Source organism: Streptomyces sp. NPDC043427, assembly GCF_056436655.1.
Genome location: NZ_JBWKCC010000027.1, coordinates 32,534 through 50,996, shown reverse-complemented (window position 1 = coordinate 50,996; position 18,463 = coordinate 32,534). Strand labels below are relative to the sequence as shown.

14 protein-coding genes and 4 tRNA genes are annotated in these 18,463 nt (G+C 69.1%); 8 read left to right on the top strand and 10 right to left on the bottom strand.

The window, feature by feature from the left end; genetic code table 11:
- The first annotated feature begins 5 nt into the window (after positions 1-5).
- The 4 genes from AC067M_RS33180 (at position 6) to purM (ending at position 3,993) form a co-directional block, all read left to right on the top strand.
- On the top strand, positions 6-803 hold the full coding sequence (locus AC067M_RS33180) for a maleylpyruvate isomerase family mycothiol-dependent enzyme (protein WP_478700739.1): 798 nt from the start codon (positions 6-8) through the stop codon (positions 801-803).
- Positions 804-839: 36 nt separating this feature from the next.
- Entirely contained in the window at positions 840-1,292 is a 453-nt protein-coding gene (locus tag AC067M_RS33175; RefSeq protein ID WP_478700738.1) for an META domain-containing protein, read from the top strand.
- 61 nt (positions 1,293-1,353) lie between these two features.
- Complete coding sequence (gene purF / locus AC067M_RS33170; RefSeq protein WP_478700737.1) at positions 1,354-2,883, top strand: amidophosphoribosyltransferase; 1,530 nt, start codon at positions 1,354-1,356, stop codon at positions 2,881-2,883.
- A 45-nt stretch (positions 2,884-2,928) separates the two neighbouring features.
- On the top strand, positions 2,929-3,993 hold the full coding sequence (purM, locus tag AC067M_RS33165; RefSeq protein ID WP_478700736.1) for a phosphoribosylformylglycinamidine cyclo-ligase: 1,065 nt from the start codon (positions 2,929-2,931) through the stop codon (positions 3,991-3,993).
- Between the two features lie 123 nt (positions 3,994-4,116).
- Here purM and AC067M_RS33160 read toward each other — a convergent pair whose 3' ends face one another.
- The gene (locus AC067M_RS33160) at positions 4,117-4,371 is read right to left on the bottom strand and encodes a DUF3073 domain-containing protein (RefSeq protein WP_133927882.1); all 255 of its coding nucleotides are present in this window, start codon (positions 4,369-4,371) and stop codon (positions 4,117-4,119) included.
- 315 nt (positions 4,372-4,686) lie between these two features.
- Positions 4,687-5,790, bottom strand: a complete 1,104-nt coding sequence (locus tag AC067M_RS33155) for a Leu/Phe/Val dehydrogenase (RefSeq protein WP_478700735.1) — start codon at positions 5,788-5,790, stop codon at positions 4,687-4,689.
- 222 nt (positions 5,791-6,012) lie between these two features.
- Between AC067M_RS33155 and AC067M_RS33150 the strand changes: the two genes are divergently transcribed.
- Together AC067M_RS33150 and bldC are read left to right on the top strand one after the other, a co-directional pair.
- Complete coding sequence (locus AC067M_RS33150; RefSeq protein WP_478700734.1) at positions 6,013-6,855, top strand: DUF8083 family protein; 843 nt, start codon at positions 6,013-6,015, stop codon at positions 6,853-6,855.
- A gap of 602 nt (positions 6,856-7,457) precedes the next feature.
- The gene (gene bldC / locus AC067M_RS33145) at positions 7,458-7,664 is read left to right on the top strand and encodes a developmental transcriptional regulator BldC (protein ID WP_003949541.1); all 207 of its coding nucleotides are present in this window, start codon (positions 7,458-7,460) and stop codon (positions 7,662-7,664) included.
- 366 nt (positions 7,665-8,030) lie between these two features.
- On the opposite strand, the gene AC067M_RS33140 is transcribed toward bldC, so the two are convergent.
- From AC067M_RS33140 to AC067M_RS33105, 8 genes are all read right to left on the bottom strand, one after another.
- Positions 8,031-8,231 (bottom strand): DUF6274 family protein, encoded by a 201-nt coding sequence (locus tag AC067M_RS33140; protein ID WP_478700733.1) that lies wholly within the window; start codon positions 8,229-8,231, stop codon positions 8,031-8,033.
- A 216-nt stretch (positions 8,232-8,447) separates the two neighbouring features.
- Positions 8,448-8,522: transfer RNA gene (locus tag AC067M_RS33135), tRNA-Asp, on the bottom strand.
- A gap of 94 nt (positions 8,523-8,616) precedes the next feature.
- Positions 8,617-12,561: an ATP-dependent RNA helicase HrpA gene (gene hrpA, locus AC067M_RS33130; protein WP_478700732.1), complete on the bottom strand. Its 3,945-nt coding sequence runs from the start codon at positions 12,559-12,561 to the stop codon at positions 8,617-8,619.
- A 115-nt stretch (positions 12,562-12,676) separates the two neighbouring features.
- Complete coding sequence (locus AC067M_RS33125) at positions 12,677-13,015, bottom strand: SH3 domain-containing protein (RefSeq protein WP_478700731.1); 339 nt, start codon at positions 13,013-13,015, stop codon at positions 12,677-12,679.
- A gap of 235 nt (positions 13,016-13,250) precedes the next feature.
- Positions 13,251-13,324: transfer RNA gene (locus AC067M_RS33120), tRNA-Phe, on the bottom strand.
- Between the two features lie 24 nt (positions 13,325-13,348).
- Positions 13,349-13,423: transfer RNA gene (locus tag AC067M_RS33115), tRNA-Asp, on the bottom strand.
- Positions 13,424-13,460: 37 nt separating this feature from the next.
- A tRNA-Glu gene (locus AC067M_RS33110) sits at positions 13,461-13,533 on the bottom strand.
- Between the two features lie 80 nt (positions 13,534-13,613).
- Entirely contained in the window at positions 13,614-15,206 is a 1,593-nt protein-coding gene (locus AC067M_RS33105; protein ID WP_478700730.1) for a metallophosphoesterase family protein, read from the bottom strand.
- An 84-nt stretch (positions 15,207-15,290) separates the two neighbouring features.
- Here AC067M_RS33105 and AC067M_RS33100 point away from each other — a divergent pair, with 84 nt between their 5' ends.
- Positions 15,291-15,641 (top strand): metallopeptidase family protein, encoded by a 351-nt coding sequence (locus tag AC067M_RS33100; protein WP_208299007.1) that lies wholly within the window; start codon positions 15,291-15,293, stop codon positions 15,639-15,641.
- A gap of 885 nt (positions 15,642-16,526) precedes the next feature.
- A partial coding sequence (locus AC067M_RS33095; RefSeq protein WP_478700729.1) for a DEAD/DEAH box helicase occupies positions 16,527-18,463 on the top strand: 1,937 nt, incomplete at its 3' end.

The window sequence follows — 18,463 nt, the reverse complement described above, 5'->3', positions numbered from 1 at the left end:
ACGCCATGCCCCCGACAAAGAAGCGCGCCCGGACCTACGACCCCGCCAAGACCCGCGCCGCGGTCCTGACCCAGTTCGGGAACGTACGGCAGGCGGTGGCCGGCCTCACGCCGGAGCAGCTCGCGCTGCCCACCCGGCTCGGGGAGTGGACGGTTCGGGATCTCGTCGCGCACATCGGGATGTCCCTCGGGGCAGTGATCCGGCTGGTCGGTGAGCCGGCGCCGGCCAGGCAGGACGCCACCCCGGCCGAGTGGCCCGGCGCGATCGGTGCCGAGGCTCCGGCCATCGCCGAGTACGCCCACGAACTCGCCGAGCAGAACCCGGACCTCGTCGCCTACCTCGCCGAGCGCGAACAGCGCTTCACGGCCGTCCTCGCCGAACACCCCGGCACCCGCCTGCTCGCCACCAACGCGGGCGCCCTGACGCTGGACGACTACGTCGTCACGCGCACTGTCGAACTCGTCGTCCACACCGACGACCTCAACGCCGCCGTCCCCGGCCTCGACATCCCGTACGACCGCCAGGCCCTCGCCGCCGCCACCCGGCTCCTCGCCGACGCCCTCGCCGTCAAGGCGCCCGGCGGCTCGACCGAGGTGCGGATCCCGCCCTACGCGGTAGTGCAGTGCGTCGAGGGCCCCCGGCACACCCGCGGCACCCCGCCCAACGTCGTCGAGACCGACCCGCTGACCTGGGTCCGGCTGGCCACCGGGCGGCAATCCTGGCAGGACGCCCTCGACGCGGCGCAGGTCGGCGCGAGCGGGGAGCGGGCGGATCTCGGCCATCTGCTGCCGTTGCTGTCCTGAGGGGAACCGGACACCTCCTGTGCCCGTCGAAACGACATGTACAGGTACAAGCAGCGACTGACCCTGACGGCCGCCGTGGCCCTCGTCCCGCTCGCCGCCGCCTGTGGCACCGAGGAAGCGGGCAGCAGCGGTTCCGTCAGCCCCGAGAAGCCCGTCACCGGCGTGCGGTGGACCATCGACAGCGCCACCGTCGACGGAAAGACCCACCGCACGAAGGGCGACGCCCACCTCACCTTCGACCAGAAGACCGGCAAGGTCGGCGGCCGGCTCGGCTGCAACCACGTCAACGCCACCGCCACCGTGCGGGACGGACATATCACCCTCGGCCGCCCGTCCACCACGCGAATGATGTGCGACGCCTCACTCATGGACACGGAACGAAGCCTGCTGAGCCTCTTCAACACCACGCTCAGTTACCGAATCGATCACGACACACTGGCTCTGACCAGCGAAAACGGCGACACTCTCCGAGCTGTCGCCGACGAGTGATCCAATACCGGCGCGTATCCCCAATTCGGACCAGTGGTCGACCTCGCCTACACTCGGTGGCGTGCCACGTGGTGACGGTCGACTCAGTCATGATCTGCTCCCCGGCGAGAAAGGCCCCCAGGACGCATGCGGCGTCTTCGGTGTCTGGGCTCCCGGTGAAGAGGTCGCCAAGCTCACTTACTTCGGGCTCTACGCCCTCCAGCATCGGGGTCAGGAATCCGCGGGGATCGCGGTGAGCAACGGCTCCCAGATCCTCGTCTTCAAGGACATGGGCCTCGTCTCCCAGGTCTTCGACGAGACCTCCCTCGGATCGCTCCAGGGTCACATCGCGGTCGGACACGCCCGCTACTCGACCACCGGTGCCTCCGTCTGGGAGAACGCCCAGCCGACGTTCCGGGCCACCGCGCACGGCTCCATCGCGCTCGGCCACAACGGCAACCTCGTCAACACCGCCCAGCTCGCCGAGATGGTCGCCGACCTGCCCAAGCAGGAGGGCGGCCGCACCCCGCGCGTGGCGGCCACCAACGACACCGACCTCCTCACGGCCCTGCTCGCCGCCCAGGTCGACGACGACGGCAAGCCGCTGACCATCGAGGAGGCCGCCCACACGGTCCTGCCCAAGGTCCGGGGCGCCTTCAGCCTCGTCTTCATGGACGAGCACACCCTCTACGCCGCCCGCGACCCGCAGGGCATCCGCCCGCTGGTCCTCGGCCGGCTGGAGCGCGGCTGGGTCGTCGCCTCGGAGTCCGCCGCCCTCGACATCTGCGGCGCCAGCTTCGTCCGCGAGATCGAGCCGGGCGAGTTCGTCGCCATCGACGAGAACGGCCTGCGCACCTCCCGCTTCGCGGAAGCGAAGCCCAAGGGCTGTGTCTTCGAGTACGTGTACCTGGCCCGCCCGGACACCGACATCGCCGGCCGGAACGTGTACCTCTCCCGCGTGGAGATGGGCCGCCGCCTCGCGAAGGAGGCCCCGGCCGAGGCCGACCTCGTCATAGCGACCCCGGAATCCGGCACCCCCGCCGCCATCGGCTACGCGGAGGCCTCCGGCATCCCCTTCGGCAGCGGCCTGGTGAAGAACGCCTACGTCGGCCGTACCTTCATCCAGCCCTCACAGACCATCCGCCAACTCGGCATCCGTCTGAAGCTGAATCCCCTCAAGGAAGTCATCAAGGGCAAGCGCCTGGTCGTCGTGGACGACTCGATCGTGCGCGGCAACACCCAGCGCGCCCTGGTCCGGATGCTCCGCGAGGCGGGCGCGGCCGAGGTCCACATCCGGATCTCCTCGCCGCCCGTGAAGTGGCCCTGCTTCTTCGGCATCGACTTCGCCACCCGCGCCGAGCTCATCGCCAACGGCATGACCATCGACGAGATCGGCACCTCCCTGGGCGCCGACTCCCTGGCGTACATCTCCATCGACGGCATGATCGAGGCGACCACCATCGCCAAGCCGAACCTGTGCCGCGCCTGCTTCGACGGCGAGTACCCGATGGAGCTGCCCGACCCCGAGCTGCTCGGCAAGCAGCTCCTGGAGACGGAGCTGGCCGCCGGCCCGGCCGCCACGGCCGCGGCCGACGCGATCCGCCGCCCGTAGACAGCCCGTCACACCTGCCGCACGACACGAAGGTTCTCCCTAGCCATGTCTGAGACAACTGGTGCCAGCTACGCAGCCGCGGGCGTAGACATCGAAGCGGGCGACCGCGCCGTGGAGCTCATGAAGGAGTGGGTGAAGAAGACGCAGCGCCCCGAGGTCCTCGGCGGCCTCGGCGGCTTCGCAGGCCTCTTCGACGCCTCCGCCCTCAAGCGCTACGAGCGTCCCCTGCTCGCCTCCGCCACCGACGGCGTGGGCACCAAGGTCGACATCGCCCGGCAGCTGGGCGTGTACGACACCATCGGTCACGACCTCGTCGCCATGGTCATGGACGACATCGTGGTGTGCGGCGCCGAGCCGCTGTTCATGACCGACTACATCTGCGTCGGCAAGGTCCACCCCGAGCGCGTCGCCGCCATCGTCAAGGGCATCGCCGAGGGCTGTGTGCTGGCCGGCTGCGCCCTGGTGGGCGGCGAGACGGCCGAGCACCCGGGCCTGCTGGGCGAGGACGACTTCGACGTCGCCGGCGCCGGTACGGGTGTGGTGGAGGCCGACCGCCTCCTCGGCCCCGACCGCATCCGTGAGGGCGACACCGTGATCGCCATGGCGGCCTCCGGGCTTCACTCGAACGGGTACTCCCTGGTCCGTCACGTCCTGCTGAACCAGGCGGGCCTCTCCCTCGACGCCCGCATCGAGGAGCTCGGCCGCACCCTCGGCGAGGAACTCCTGGAGCCCACGAAGATCTACTCGCTGGACTGCCTGGCCCTGACGCGCACCACCGAGGTGCACGCCTTCAGCCACATCACCGGCGGCGGACTCGCGGCCAACCTGGCCCGCGTCATCCCTGACGGGCTGCACGCGACCGTCGACCGCTCCACCTGGACCCCGGCCCCGGTCTTCGACCTCGTCGGCAGGACCGGCGACGTCGAACGCCTGGAGCTGGAGAAGACCCTGAACATGGGCGTCGGCATGATTGCGATCGTCCCCGAGGAGTCGACGGATGTGGCTCTCGCCACACTGGCCGACCGCGGGGTCGACGCCTGGGTGGCCGGCGAGATCACGGACCGGGGCGACCACTCCACGGGGGCCACCCTCGTGAGCGACTACGCCTGACGAGGCTTACGCCTGGTGCCGACTACGCCTGGTGCTGGCTACGCCTGGTGACGGCGAAGGCAGCGCAAAACCCGGTCCGGTGGTGGCGAACCACCCCGGGCCGGGTCAAACACTGCTAGAGCGTCAAGCGCCGCGGCGATGCGACGCGGGACCGGACTCGCCGTCCTCGTCCTCATCGTCGTCGTTGTAAAGATCCGCGTACTGGGCGTACGGGTCGTCGTCGTCTTCGTCATCCTCGAACGGCTCGCCGTTCGGAGGTTGGCTCGAAGTCGATGCGCCCAGCTCGCTGGCCAGACGCGACAGGTCAGTCCCGCCGCTGTTGTACTTCAGCTGGCGGGCGACCTTCGTCTGCTTGGCCTTGGCCCGGCCGCGCCCCATGGCTCGACCCCCTCGGTGACGGGGCTCGACGGCCCCAGAGTCTTGACACGCGTTCATGATCTGGAACGGACTCTCCGCAGAGAGACCGGTCCGTAGGGCTTCCACGGTACCTGAGCCCACGGCCATACGGTACGTCGCCCGCATGACGTGCCTGGGTCCAGAACCCTCGAGGCGCCCTGTCCCCGCTGGTCAACCGCGATTTTAACCACTTCTTGGCAGGCGACCCGCCGACGAACGTGAGAGTTCTCTCTAACTGCCCGTCGACGGGTACCCGTCAAACGCGCGGAACGCGCTTCCGATGGCTCGCCGACCGGCTCACCAACCGCGCGCCGCGGCCGCCTCGTGCATCCGCTGCTCGGCGATCCGGTCGGCCGCGGCGGCCGGCGGAACCCCGTCCGTCTTCGCACGCGCGAAGATTGCGAGGGTGGTGTCGTAGATCTTCGCCGCCTTCGCCTTGCACCGCTCGAAGTCGAACCCGTGCAGCTCGTCGGCGACCTGGATGACCCCGCCCGCGTTCACCACGTAGTCCGGCGCGTAGAGGATCCCGCGGTCGGCGAGGTCCTTCTCCACACCCGGGTGGGCGAGCTGGTTGTTGGCCGCGCCGCAGACCACCCTGGCGGTCAGCACCGGGACGCTGTCGTCGTTCAGGGCGCCGCCCAGCGCGCAGGGGGCGTAGATGTCCAGGCCCTCGACCCGGATCAGCGCCTCGGTGTCGGCGACGGCGCTCACACCCGTCGGATACGTGTCGAGGATCCGCCGTACGGCCTCCTCGCGCACGTCCGTGACCACGACCTCGGCGCCCTCGTCCCGCAGGTGGCGCACCAGGTGGTGGCCCACCTTGCCGACGCCCGCGACACCGACTCGGCGGCCGCGCAGCGTGGGGTCGCCCCACAGCTGCTGGGCGGAGGCACGCATGCCCTGGTAGACGCCGAACGCGGTGAGGACGGAGGAGTCTCCGGCGCCGCCGTTCTCGGGGGAGCGCCCGGTGGTCCAGTTGCACTCGCGCGCCACGACGTCCATGTCGGCGACGTAGGTACCGACGTCGCAGGCGGTGACGTAGCGCCCGCCGAGCGAGGCGACGAACCGGCCGTAGGCGAGCAGCAGCTGCTCGGTCTTGATCCGCTCGGGGTCGCCGATGATCACGGCCTTGCCGCCGCCGTGGTCGAGACCGGCCATGGCGTTCTTGTACGACATCCCGCGCGCGAGGTTCAGCGCGTCGGAGACGGCGTCCTCCTCGTTCGCGTAGGGGTAGAAGCGCGTACCGCCGAGCGCGGGGCCCAGGGCGGTGGAGTGGAGGGCGATGACGGCCTTCAGGCCGCTGGCACGGTCCTGGCAGAGAACGACCTGCTCATGGCCTCCCTGGTCCGACCGGAACAGGGTGTGCAGGACCTCAGCGGGTGCGCCGGTTACGTCGGTCACGGTGGTGACTCCTGGGTAAGTAGCGGCGGGTGGAGAACAGCTCCCGTGTGGGTGGCGGGGGCTGTGAGCACGAGATTAGAGCCTGTGGGCCCCGCCATCCGTGCAGTGCTCAGGATCACCCACTCCCGGAGTACGACCGTGCAACGATTTGCATAGATTTCCCGTGCTTTTGTGTGCGGGTTCCGCAGGTTTCCCGGAGAGTCGGAGGGGGAGGGAGCAGGCGTGCCCAAGGTGTCCTCGCTGATCGTCCCCTACGCGACCTATCTGCGCGTGTACGAGCCGCTGGCCGCCTTCCCGGAGCCGGAGCGCGCTCACTGGGCCCGCTACGCCCGCCGCGCCGACCGCCCCTCGTACCAGGACGAGCTGCGCCGCTCGCTCGCCGACCTGCTGCCCATGCCGCCCATCCCGGTCCCGGTGCACGAGAGCGGCGACGCCTTCGTGGTGGAGGTCGAGGGGGTCGTCTGCGTGTGCCCCTGGCGGACCCGGCTGCGCGGCTGGCAGGCACTGGAGGAGCTGCCCGAGGTGCTCCCGGAGTCCGTCCTGGACGCCGTCCTGCCCCCGGTCGTACGCCGCCAGGCCACCCAGGACTACGAGCGCTGGCTGGCCGGCCATCCCGACGCCCGCCCCTGGATCCGCACCGCGACCTGGCAGGTCCCGCTGAACTGGTTCGTGCTGGTCTCCGACGAGGAGCGGCGGTTCGACAAGGGGACCGCCGACGTCCCTCCGCTACTGCGCTACCGCACCCCGATGGTGCAGGCCCGGCGGCGGGTGGCGCGGGCCCTGCGCACCCTGCGGGACGCCATCGACGAGGGGCCGCTCATCGACGGCCTGGTGGACGTGGGGCGCTGGCTGGAGGAGTTCCACCCGCGCTCGCTGGTCGAGCTGGACTACGGCGGCCTGGTGCACACGCTGCCGGCCGGCGAGCTGGAGGACGACCACTCGGCGGCGGATGTGACCGAGGGCATCGAGGCGCTGCGGCGCGGTGACGGCGTCGGCGCCGGCGAGGCGTACGGGCGGCTCGTGGAGCGGTGGCGGTCGGTGCGTGACCGGCGGTCGGCGAACTGACTCTCCGACCGGATTCCGTGACCTGACGGCGTGTGAGGCGGCCGTGCGTGACACGTGTGTGTGACGCACGCTACAGCGGTCGCCGAGGTGACGTACGTCACGGCCGGGGAGCTGTGAACAGCGTACGGTCTACGACACTTGTGGAACTGACGGGGCGTAGGTCCCGATCCCGGCTTTTGTCGCAAGGGTGATGGACCGCACTTACGCGGCCCTTGCGCCACTTGCCCCCCCTCGTGCCAAAATAGGACAAGGAGTCCGGGGAGGGCTCCTTCCGTCCGCTGTGTTGCACTGTGGCCGGAATCTCAGCATTGCACGCTTTGGGGGGTCTGGTGACTCCTGATCGCCCTGTGACTGATCGTCACAGTGGCGTGACTGTCCGCTATGGCATGGTCCATCGGCTTCCGTCGCCGATGAACACCTGGGGGGCAATTCCATCGGTTTGGCCGACGCGGCTGGACAGATGGTGTAGTTGTAGTGCCGAGGACAAGCCGTTCGTCCTATAACCGACTCGACTCGCGTCCGCCATTTCGGGCAACGCGGGTCAAGGTGCAGAATTTAGAGGAAAGAACCGAGAAGGTTCGGTTCTCCCGAGGAGGCCGCTCATGACCGCTCGCACCCCTGATGCCGAGCCGCTGCTGACCCCGGCTGAGGTCGCCACCATGTTCCGTGTGGACCCGAAGACGGTCACGCGGTGGGCGAAGGCCGGCAAGCTCACGTCCATTCGTACGCTCGGCGGGCACCGCCGTTACCGCGAGGCTGAGGTCCGCGCGCTGCTCGCGGGCATCCCGCAGCAGCGCAGCGAGGCCTGAGGCTCGCACAAACGGGCAAAACGGCAGTTCCCCCAACATGCCGTAGCGCCCGAACCCTAGCTCCAAGCGACGCGGGTACTGCCCCAACAGGCCCCACGCCCAAGCCACTCAGAGCTCTGCAGGCACGCAACAAGGGTGCGTCGTAGATCGCGCTGGACTCCGCCGGGTCCAGCGCGATCTTTTTTGTGCGCCGAAGCGTGCTCAACCGGGCGGTGTGTGAGCGGCCTTGTCGGAGTCTGGGGAGGGGTGGCGGATCTCTTGTGAGACTGGTGCAATTGCACATATTAAATTGACCAGTTGTAGGACACCGGTAAGAACCCAGGTTTCAAAAACTCATGCAGTGACACCCGTCACACCCCAGGATCCTCAGGCGGGGGAGGAATTCTCACCTTCGACAGCCTCCTCCGGGCCCTGCGGGGCCTGTGCGGCCCGAGGAGCGGAGTCCAACGCCAGCCGCAGCAGGTGGTGGCAGATCGGGCAGTGACGCGTCAGATGCCGGTACGACGACGCGGCCGACAGGTGCGCGCGGAGCAACGCTCGCGTCTCGTGCCTGACCGACGCCGCCATACGCCACCTCCGCGGGCCGCACGGGGGAACAGGGCCCTGTTTTCTGGGTACCGGCGGAATGTGACGCCGTCAAGACGGCGTGAGGGCCCTGGGGCGCCCTGAGAGCGCTCCGCACACACGAAAGAGCCCGGGCCGAAGCCCAGGCTCTCAGTTGACGGCGGGACATGCCAAGGGGCTCGCATCTCTTGCGAGATGCGAGCCCCTGCCAGCTCCATGCGGTCCTGACGGGATTTGAACCCGCGGCCTCCACCTTGACAGGGTGGCGAGCACTCCAAACTGCTCCACAGGACCAGGTTTTGCGGCGCTTACTGCTGCGTTGCGCTGCGAGAAGGACTGTACAGGAGGGTGAGCCCCACGGTCGAACTCACCCAGCGTGCGCATGTCGTCACGGTGCGGCCGCGTCGATCGCCTTCACGATCCGCTTGTCCGAGACGGGGTACGCCGTGCCCAAGGCGTGGGCGAAATAGCTGACCCGGAGCTCCTCGATCATCCAGCGGATGTCCAGGACCGAGGAGGGGACGGGCCGGCCCTGGGGCATCTGCTCCAGGAGCCAGGCGTACTCGTCCTGCATCTCGTGGACCTTCTCCATGCGTGTGGTGTCCCGCTGGACGTTCGTCGGCATCTGCTGGAGCCGTCGGTCCGCGGCCACCAGGTACCGCATCAGGTCCGCCAGCCGACCCACCCCCGCCTCCGTCACGAAGCCCGGCCTCACAAGGCCGTCCAGCTGCTTCCGTACGTCCTGCAGGTTTGCCAGCAACACAGGGCTCCGTACAGCCTTCAGGCGGCGCTCACAGGCCTGCCAGGCGGCGAGGACCTGCTGCACCTGCCCCACCGCACGGACCGTCGTGTCCACGATCTCCGCACGCACCTTGTCGAACAGCTTCCGGTACGACTCCTCGTCCCAGGCCGGACCGCCGAAGTCGCCGATCAGCTTGTCCGCCGCCGCCATCGCGCAGTCGTCGAACAGCGCTTGGACCGAGCCGTGCGGATTGGCGGACAGCGCGAGCTTCTGAGCGTTCGTCAGACGATCACTCGCGAACTTCGCCGGATTCACCGGGATGTTGCGCAGGATCAGCCGACGCGTGCCCTTCCACATCGCCTCCGCCTGCTCCGCCTCCGTGTCGAAGAGCCGCACGGAGACCGTGTCACCGTCGTCCACCAGCGCCGGGAACGCCTTCACCGGCTGCCCGGCACGACGGGTCTCGAAGACACGCGTCAGGGCGCCGATCGTCCAGTCGGTCAGCCCCCTGCGCTCCAGGGACTCACCACCCTCCCGTTCCGCCGTCGCCGCGGCGGCCTGCGACAGCGCCTGGCGGGCCTTCGGCTTCAGCCGGAGCTTCAGCGCCTCCAGATCCTTGTCCTCGGCCAGCTTGCGCCGCCGCTCGTCCACGATCCGGAAGGTGATCCGCAGATGGTCGGGAACCCTCGACCAGTCGAAGTCGTCCGCGGTGAACGGCACCCCGACCATCCGCTTCAACTCACGCGCCATCGTCACCGTCAGCGGCTCCTGCAACGGGACCGCGCTCTCCAGGAACGCCTTCGCGTAGTTCGGAGCCGGGACGTAGTGGCGGCGGATCGGCTTGGGCAGGGACCGGATCAGCTCGGTGACGACCTCCTCCCGCAGCCCCGGGATCTGCCAGTCGAAGCCCTCGTCCGTGACCTGGTTCAGCACCTGCAGCGGCACATGGACCGTCACACCGTCCGCGTCCGCACCCGGCTCGAACTGGTACGTCACCCGGAACTTGAGCGGGCCCTGCCGCCACGAGTCCGGATAGTCGGCCTTCGTGACCGCCTCCGCCGACTCCCGGATGAGCATCTCCCGCTCGAAGTCCAGGAAGTCCGGCTGCTCCTGCCGCTTGCGCTTCCACCACGAGTCGAAGTGCGCGCCCGACACCACGTGCTCCGGGACCCGCTGCTCGTAGAAGTCGAACAACGTGTCGTCGTCCACCACGATGTCCCGACGCCGCGCACGGTGCTCCAACTCCTCGACCTCGCTGAGGAGCCTGCGGTTGTCGGCGAAGAACTTGTGGTGCGTACGCCAGTCGCCCTCCACCAGAGCGTTGCGAATGAAAAGCTCCCGGGAGACCTCCGGATCGATCCGCCCGTAGTTCACCTTCCGCTGGGCGACGATCGGTACGCCGTACAACGTGACCTTCTCGTACGCCATCACCGCCGCCTGGTCCTTCTCCCAGTGCGGCTCGCTGTACGTCCGCTTCAGCAGATGCTCGGCGAGCGGCTCGACCCACTCCGGCTCGATCTTGGCGTTGACGCGGGCCCAGAGACGACTCGTCTCCACCAGCTCCGCCGACATCACGAACCGGGGCTGCTTCCTGAACAGCGCCGAACCCGGGAAGATCGCGAACTTGGCGTTGCGGGCACCCAGGTACTCGTTCTTGTTGCCGTCCTTCACGTCCTTCATACCGACGTGCGAGAGCAGACCGGCGAGGAGGGAGACATGGATGCGGTCGCCCGGGGCGTCGTCCTCGTTGAGGTGGATGCCCATCTGCTTGGCGACCGTCCGCAGCTGCGTGTAGATGTCCTGCCACTCGCGGATCCGCAGGAAGTTCAGATACTCCTGCTTGCACATCCGGCGGAACGACGACGAACCCCGCTCCCGCTGCTGCTCACGGACGTACCGCCACAGGTTCAGATAGGCGAGGAAGTCGCTCGTCTCGTCCTTGAACCGGGCGTGCTGCTGATCGGCCTGGGCCTGCTTGTCGGCCGGGCGCTCGCGCGGGTCCTGGATGGACAGCGCGGCCGCGATGACCATGACCTCGCGGACACAGCCGTTCTTGTCGGCCTCCAGCACCATGCGCGCCAGCCGCGGGTCGACGGGCAGCTGGGCCAGCTTCCGGCCATTCTGCGTGAGCCGCTTGCGCGGGTCCTTCTGCGCGGGATCGAGCGCACCCAGCTCCTGCAGGAGCTGCACACCGTCACGGATGTTGCGGTGATCCGGCGGGTCGATGAACGGGAACTTCTCGATCTCGCCGAGGCCGGCCGCGGTCATCTGCAGGATGACGGAAGCCAGGTTCGTACGGAGGATCTCCGCGTCCGTGAACTCCGGCCGCGCCTCGAAGTCGTCCTCGGAGTACAGACGGATGCAGACACCGTCGCTCGTACGACCGCAACGGCCCTTGCGCTGGTTGGCGCTGGCCTGCGAGATCGGCTCGATGGGCAGCCGCTGGACCTTCGTGCGGTGGCTGTAGCGGGAGATCCGGGCGAATCCGGGATCGATGACGTACTTGATCCCCGGGACGGTCAGCGACGTCTCGGCGACGTTGGTGGCCAGAACGATCCTGCGACCGGTGTGCGGCTGGAAGACGCGATGCTGCTCGGCGTGCGACAGCCGGGCATAAAGGGGCAGCACCTCAGTGAACCGGTACTGCTTCTTCGTGAGCGCGTCGGCCGTGTCCCGGATCTCCCGCTCACCGGAGAGAAAGACGAGGATGTCGCCCTTCCCCTCACCCATCAGCTCCTCCACCGCGTCCGTGATCGCGGTGATCTGGTCCCGGTCGGAGTCCTCCGAGTCGTCCTCCAGAAGCGGCCGGTACCGCACCTCCACGGGATACGTCCGGCCGCTGACCTCGACGATCGGGGCATCACCGAAGTGCCGGGAAAAACGCTCCGGATCGATCGTCGCCGAGGTGATGACCACCTTGAGATCAGGCCGGCGCGGCAGCAGCTGAGCCAGATAACCCAGCAGAAAGTCGATGTTGAGGGACCGCTCGTGCGCCTCGTCGATGATGATCGTGTCGTAGGCGCGCAGCTCACGGTCGGTCTGGATCTCGGCCAGCAGAATGCCGTCCGTCATCAGCTTGACGAAGGTCGCCTCCGGATCCACCTGATCCGTGAACCGCACCTTCCAGCCGACAGCCTCCCCGAGCGGCGTCTCCAACTCCTCCGCCACCCGCTCCGCGACGGTCCGGGCCGCGATACGACGGGGCTGGGTGTGCCCGATCATCCCCTTCACCCCGCGCCCGAGCTCCATGCAGATCTTCGGAATCTGCGTGGTCTTGCCCGACCCCGTCTCACCCGCCACGATGACGACCTGGTGATCACGGATCGCCGCCGCGATGTCGTCCTTCTTCTGACTGACGGGAAGCTGCTCGGGGTAGCTGACGGCCGGCACACGTGCCGCGCGCGCAGCCATACGGGCCTCGCCCTTGGCCACCTCCGCCTCGATCTCAGCGAGAACGGCGGCCCGGGCGTCGGGCTTACGGATCTTGCGCGCACCTTCGAGCCGCCGCCCGAGCCGCTGCGCGTCACGCAGGGAAAGCTCGGTCAGGCGGGAGGCGAGGGCGCCGAAGGCGGGGGCAGGGTGCGTAGACATACGGAACCCAGGATCTCACCCCCGCGAAATTCGTGGCGAACCCTTTTGCCGGGCCCACACGAAGACCCCGACCGGAAGATCGGGGCCTTGGGTGTGACCGGAGACCGGAGTCGCACTAGTCGCGCAGGTATTCCCACGCGACCCAGCCCCACTTGCCCTTGTTCGCCCCGGACGTCACCTTGCCGTATTCCCAGTTCGTCCCGCCCTTGTTGGTGAGGCAGTGACTGGTGAACTTCGTGCCCTTGGCCAGGATGCCCAGGGAGGCGGAACCGGTCCCCGGGTTCTTGCGGAGGTTCACGTTCGCCGTGACCGTCTCCGACAGGGGTACGGGGTAGGTGGTGTCCTTGGTGCAGGCGGCGGGCAGAGCCGAAGCGGCGGGAGCGATGGCCACCAGACCGCCGAAGAGAGCGGCGGCGGACACCGTCGCTGCCGCGAGTCGCCCGAAGGCACGCATGGCTTACCTCTTTCAAATTTTTCAGGGATGCACTCGATCCGCGGCCAGCGTAACGATCATGATCCGCGTTCAGCGGAGTCCTCACGCAACCAGGACGTTGTCCAGAGCCCTTACACAACCGGGGCGTTGCCTTCCGGGAAAACTCCCGTGCCTTTCCGCGCGATCCCGCCGCCGACACGAAAACAGCCCCACCGAAAATCTTCGGTGGGGCCGTATGCCCTGATGAGGGCGGTTGTGGCTGGGGCCGGGGTCGAACCGGCGACCTATCGCTTTTCAGGCGATCGCTCGTACCAACTGAGCTACCCAGCCACGAGGTTTCACGTGAAACCTCAGCGGTCCTGACGGGATTTGAACCCGCGGCCTCCACCTTGACAGGGTGGCGAGCACTCCAAACTGCTCCACAGGACCAAGCTGTGTGTACGACAGTGTCGCACACGGTGTTGCGTGCCCCCAACGGGATTCGAACCCGTGCTACCGCCTTGAAAGGGCGGCGTCCTAGGCCGCTAGACGATGAGGGCTATCGGCCCGCCTGGGCGCTTCTCAGCGCGTCGGGGACGTGAGAAGCATATGGGATGGCGGGAGGTATCGCCAAAACGGTTTACCGAGGAGTGGAGGCGGGGGCGGGCGAGGGACTGGGGGACCCCGGCGCCGGGGAGGTCGTGGACGGGGCTCCCGGCGAGGGAGAGGTCGAGGTCGGGGACGGCGTGGCTCCCGGCTGGTTCTCCTTGGGGAGGTGGCGGCTGACCTCGGCTGTCGTGAGGCCCAGGCCGCCCAGTTTGATCTCGTCCCAGGCCTGGAGGCGGCGGGTGTCGCGGTCGAAGTAGAGGATCGACGCCTCGATGGGGTCGGGGTACTTGCCCTCGACCGCGCGGAGGCCGCTGCCGCCGGTGGAGCCCTCGATGCGCAGGCGGGTGCCCTTCTTCATGACCTCCATCCCCTCGTGGTGGACATGGCCCGCCAGCACGAGCGGCACCTCGCCGTCCGTCCCGCGGGCGGCGGAGGGCTCGTGGGCCATGGCGACGTCCACGGGCTTTCCGGCGGCCTTCTGCTCGCGCAGGGCCTGAGCGAGTCGGGCGCCCGCCAGTTCCTGGGACTCCTCGGCGCCGGGCTTGTTCGAGCGGTCGGGGGTGAACTGCGGATCCCCGATGCCGGCGAAGCGCAGGCCCGCGATGGTCGTGGCCCGGCCCTCGTCGAGGACGTGCACGTTCTTCATGCGCTCCAGGTAGCGCTGGGTGACCCGGGAGTCGTGGTTGCCGCGGACCCAGACGTAGGGGGCGCCGAGGTCCTGGATCGGGTCGAGGAAGCCGTTCTCCGCGGCCGTGCCGTGGTCCATGGTGTCGCCGGTGTCGACGATGACGTTCACCTTGTACTGCTCGACGAGCGAGGCGATGATCTTCCAACTGGCGGGGTTCAGGTGGATGTCGGAGACGTGCAGGACGCGGAGGGTGGTGGGGTCCGGCGCGTAGGCGGGCAGCGTGGAGGTGACGTCGTACAGCTTCGTCACGTTGGTGACGAGGCGGGCCAGTTCCTTCTGGTAGACGTCGAACTCGGTGACGATGCTGCGTGCGTTGCCGACCAGGGAGGGCGCGGAGGAGAGCAGTCCGGAGAACCTGGGCTCCAGGACGGACTTGGGGTTCCAGGTGGCGTAGGCCGTCGCTCCGGAGGCCGCGAGGAGGGTCAGGGCGAGGCCGCCGGCGGCGAGGGCGCGGCGGGGGCGGCGGTAGACGGCGAGGCCGAGGGCGGTGGCGCCGGTGACGACGGCGACGCAGGAGCGGACGGCGAGGTCGAGGGTGCCGTGCTCGACGTCCTGGGCGATCTCGTCCTGGAGGCCGGTGAGGCGTTCGGGGTGGTCGACGAGGGCCTGGGAGCGGACCGGGTCGAGCTGGTCGACGTTCACGTCCAGGCGGACGGGGGCGATGTGGCTGTCCAGGCTGAGTGCGCCCAGTGGGGAGACGTTGATCTTTGTGCCGCCGGTGACGGAGGGGCGCAGGGTCATGGTGGTGTTCATGGGGCCGACGGGGGCCCGTACGTCTCCCACGATCAGCAGGCCCAGCCAGGCGCCCACGAGGACGACGAGGACCAGGCCGAGGGCGCGTGTCCAGGGGCGGGGGCGGGAGACGAGTTCGAGGGTCGGCTGGGGGCGGCGTGAGCGGTGGTCGGGGAGCAGGGCGGCGAGGGGGACGCGGGCCATTGGTCCCGTATGCCCAAGCGCTGGTGCTGATATGCGGTGGGTTGGGGACTCTCGTTCGGGGGTGTTGTGCCGGACAATGAGCGTGTGCTGGAGATGACGCGCGAGGACTTCGAGGAACTGGTTGCCGAGGCGTTGGACCGGATTCCGCCGGAGCTGACTCGGTTGATGGACAACGTCGCGGTGTTCGTCGAGGACGAGCCGCCGGCGGAGGATCCCGAGTTGCTCGGGCTGTACGAGGGGACTCCGCTGACCGATCGCGGGGAGTGGTACGCGGGTGTGCTGCCGGATCGGATCACGATCTATCGAGGGCCGACGCTCAGGATGTGTGAGTCGCGGGAGGAGGTCGTCGAGGAGACCGAGGTGACGGTGGTGCATGAGATCGCGCATCACTTCGGGATCGACGACGCGCGGCTGCACGCACTGGGGTACGGGTAGGCCGGTCGGGGTGTGGCCGTGTCCTCGGTGTGGCGCGTGTCCTCTTGTGGGCGGGGGGAGTTGGGCAGGTTGACTCCCTCACCCTCGGAGGTGGCTGCTCGTGCGCCCCTTGTGCGTTTCCGTCCGTCTGGCTGTCACGGTGGTGGCGGTCGCCGCTGCCGCCGGTTGCATGAGTGTGGGTGACGACGCCGGGGGGAGTGTGAGCCCGTCGCATTCCGCGGGGCAGCGGGGTGGTGCGGCGCCGGACGGGGGGCCGGCCGTGTCGGGTGGTGGGGCCGGGGTGGGTGTGGCGGCCGGGGACGGCAAGCGTGGGCACGGGAAGGGCAAGCGGGGTGAATCCGCGGCGCCCTCCGCGTCGCCGTCTCCGGGGGCGAGTGTGTCGGCCTCGGCGCCGGTCGCACCGGGGTGGACGGAGAAGCCGGGGGAGCCCACGCCGACGAGGGCGCAGCCGACGCCGACGCGGACGGTGCCTGATCCGCTGCCGCCGCAACCGTCGCCGGAGCCGCCGCCGCAGCAGCCGTCGCCGACTCCGACGGTGGCGGAGCCGTCGTCGTCGGCGCATGAGCCTCAGCCTCCGGGGCCGCAGTTGGAGCAGCGGGAGCCGGCGCCCATGGCGGGGTCGCCGGTGTGATGTCCGCCGCAACTGTGCACGGCGAGGGTGCGGCGGCGAGGTTGCTGAGCTGCGGTTTCGGAGTGGATTTGCGCGGAGGGGCAGGGGGTGCGTATGGTGGTAGATCGTTTGATCCCATTTGCCCGGCGCCAACGCAGAGCGCGCCGTGTGGCGCGTACTCTCCCTTGCCGTGGCGGACCGCATTGAGGCGGTCGAATGCGAACACGGAGTTGACGGGCGCGTGCCGACGAGACTCCGGAAGGTTTCGCATTCGCATGTCCATTTCCAGTACTGATCACGTCGTCGTGCCCGAGAACGGCGAGAACGACTCCGTCGAGGCGACCCCCGAGGTCACCTTCGCGGACCTCGGTCTCCCCGAGGGCATCGTGCGCAAGCTCGCGCAGAACGGCGTGACGGTCCCCTTCCCGATCCAGGCGGCGACCATTCCGGACGCCCTGGCCGGCAAGGACATCCTCGGCCGTGGCCGCACCGGCTCCGGCAAGACCCTCTCCTTCGGTCTGCCGGCCCTGGCCACGCTGGCCGGCGGCCGCACCGAGAAGCACAAGCCGCGTGCCGTGATCCTCACGCCGACGCGTGAGCTCGCCATGCAGGTGGCGGACGCGCTCCAGCCGTACGGCGACGTCCTCGGCCTGAAGATGAAGGTCGTCTGCGGCGGTACGTCGATGGGCAACCAGATCTACGCCCTCGAGCGCGGTGTCGACGTCCTCGTCGCCACGCCGGGCCGTCTGCGCGACCTCATCAACCGCGGCGCCTGCTCGCTCGAGAACGTGCAGATCGCGGTTCTCGACGAGGCCGACCAGATGTCCGACCTGGGCTTCATGCCCGAGGTGACGGAGCTGCTCGACCAGGTTCCGGCGGGCGGTCAGCGGATGCTGTTCTCCGCGACGATGGAGAACGAGATCAAGACCCTCGTCGACCGGTACCTGAACAACCCGGTCAGCCACGAGGTCGACGCCGCCCAGGGCGCCGTCACCACCATGTCGCACCACATCCTGATCGTGAAGCCGAAGGACAAGGCTCCGGTCACCGCGGCCATCGCCTCCCGCAAGGGCCGCACCATCATCTTCGTGCGCACCCAGCTCGGCGCCGACCGTGTCGCCGAGCAGCTGCGCGACGCGGGTGTGAAGTCGGACGCGCTGCACGGCGGCATGACCCAGGGCGCGCGCACCCGGACGCTGGCCGACTTCAAGGACGGGTACGTCAACGTCCTGGTCGCCACGGACGTCGCGGCCCGCGGTATCCACGTCGACGGCATCGACCTGGTGCTGAACGTGGACCCGGCCGGCGACCACAAGGACTACCTGCACCGGGCGGGCCGTACGGCGCGTGCGGGCCGGACCGGCACGGTCGTGTCGCTGTCCCTGCCGCACCAGCGGCGCCAGATCTTCCGGCTGATGGAGGACGCGGGCGTCGACGCCGGGCGTCACATCATCCAGGGTGGCGCGGCCTTCGACCCGGCGGTCGCCGAGATCACGGGTGCCCGGTCGATGACCGAGGTGCAGGCCGAGTCGGCCGGCAACGCCGCTCAGCAGGCGGAGCGCGAGGTCGCTCAGCTGACCAAGCAGTTGGAGCGTGCGCAGCGGCGTGCGACCGAGCTGCGTGAGGAGGCCGACCGGCTGGTGGCGCGGGTCGCGCGCGAGCGGGGCGAGGACCCCGAGGCCGCGGTGGCCGAGGCGCAGGCGGTCGCGGCGGCCGAGGGTGTCGTGGAGGTCTCCCTGCCGGAGCAGCCGGCCGCGCAGGACGTGGACCGCGGCGAGCGCGAGGAGCGTGCGGCGGGTTCGTCGTCGTACGAGCGTCGTCCGTTCAACCGTGACCGTGACGGCGACCGTGGTGGCCGTTCGTTCGAGCGTCGGGACGACCGTGGCGGTTTCCGCCGCGACGACCGTCGTGATGACCGTCGTCCGTTCAACCGTGACCGTGACAACGAGCGCGGTGGCCGTTCGTTCGAGCGTCGGGACGACCGTGGCGGCTTCCGCCGCGACGACCGTCGTGACGACCGTCGTCCGTTCAACCGTGACCGTGATGGCGACCGTGGTGGCCGTTCGTTCGAGCGTCGGGACGACCGTGGTGGCTTCCGTCGCGACGAGCGCAGTGATGACCGTCGTCCGTTCAACCGTGACCGTGATGGCGACCGTGGTGGCCGTTCGTTCGAGCGTCGGGACGACCGTGGTGGCTTCCGTCGCGACGAGCG

Coding starts and splice junctions, on each gene's coding strand:
- purM (WP_478700736.1), top strand. CDS start 2,929: ATGTCTGAGACAACTGGTGCCAGCTACGCAGCCGCGGGCGTAGACATC.
- AC067M_RS33105 (WP_478700730.1), bottom strand. CDS start 15,206: ATGGCCCGCGTCCCCCTCGCCGCCCTGCTCCCCGACCACCGCTCACGC.
- bldC (WP_003949541.1), top strand. CDS start 7,458: ATGACCGCTCGCACCCCTGATGCCGAGCCGCTGCTGACCCCGGCTGAG.
- AC067M_RS33125 (WP_478700731.1), bottom strand. CDS start 13,015: ATGCGTGCCTTCGGGCGACTCGCGGCAGCGACGGTGTCCGCCGCCGCT.
- AC067M_RS33175 (WP_478700738.1), top strand. CDS start 840: ATGTACAGGTACAAGCAGCGACTGACCCTGACGGCCGCCGTGGCCCTC.
- AC067M_RS33140 (WP_478700733.1), bottom strand. CDS start 8,231: ATGGCGGCGTCGGTCAGGCACGAGACGCGAGCGTTGCTCCGCGCGCAC.
- hrpA (WP_478700732.1), bottom strand. CDS start 12,561: ATGTCTACGCACCCTGCCCCCGCCTTCGGCGCCCTCGCCTCCCGCCTG.
- AC067M_RS33160 (WP_133927882.1), bottom strand. CDS start 4,371: ATGGGGCGCGGCCGGGCCAAGGCCAAGCAGACGAAGGTCGCCCGCCAG.
- AC067M_RS33180 (WP_478700739.1), top strand. CDS start 6: ATGCCCCCGACAAAGAAGCGCGCCCGGACCTACGACCCCGCCAAGACC.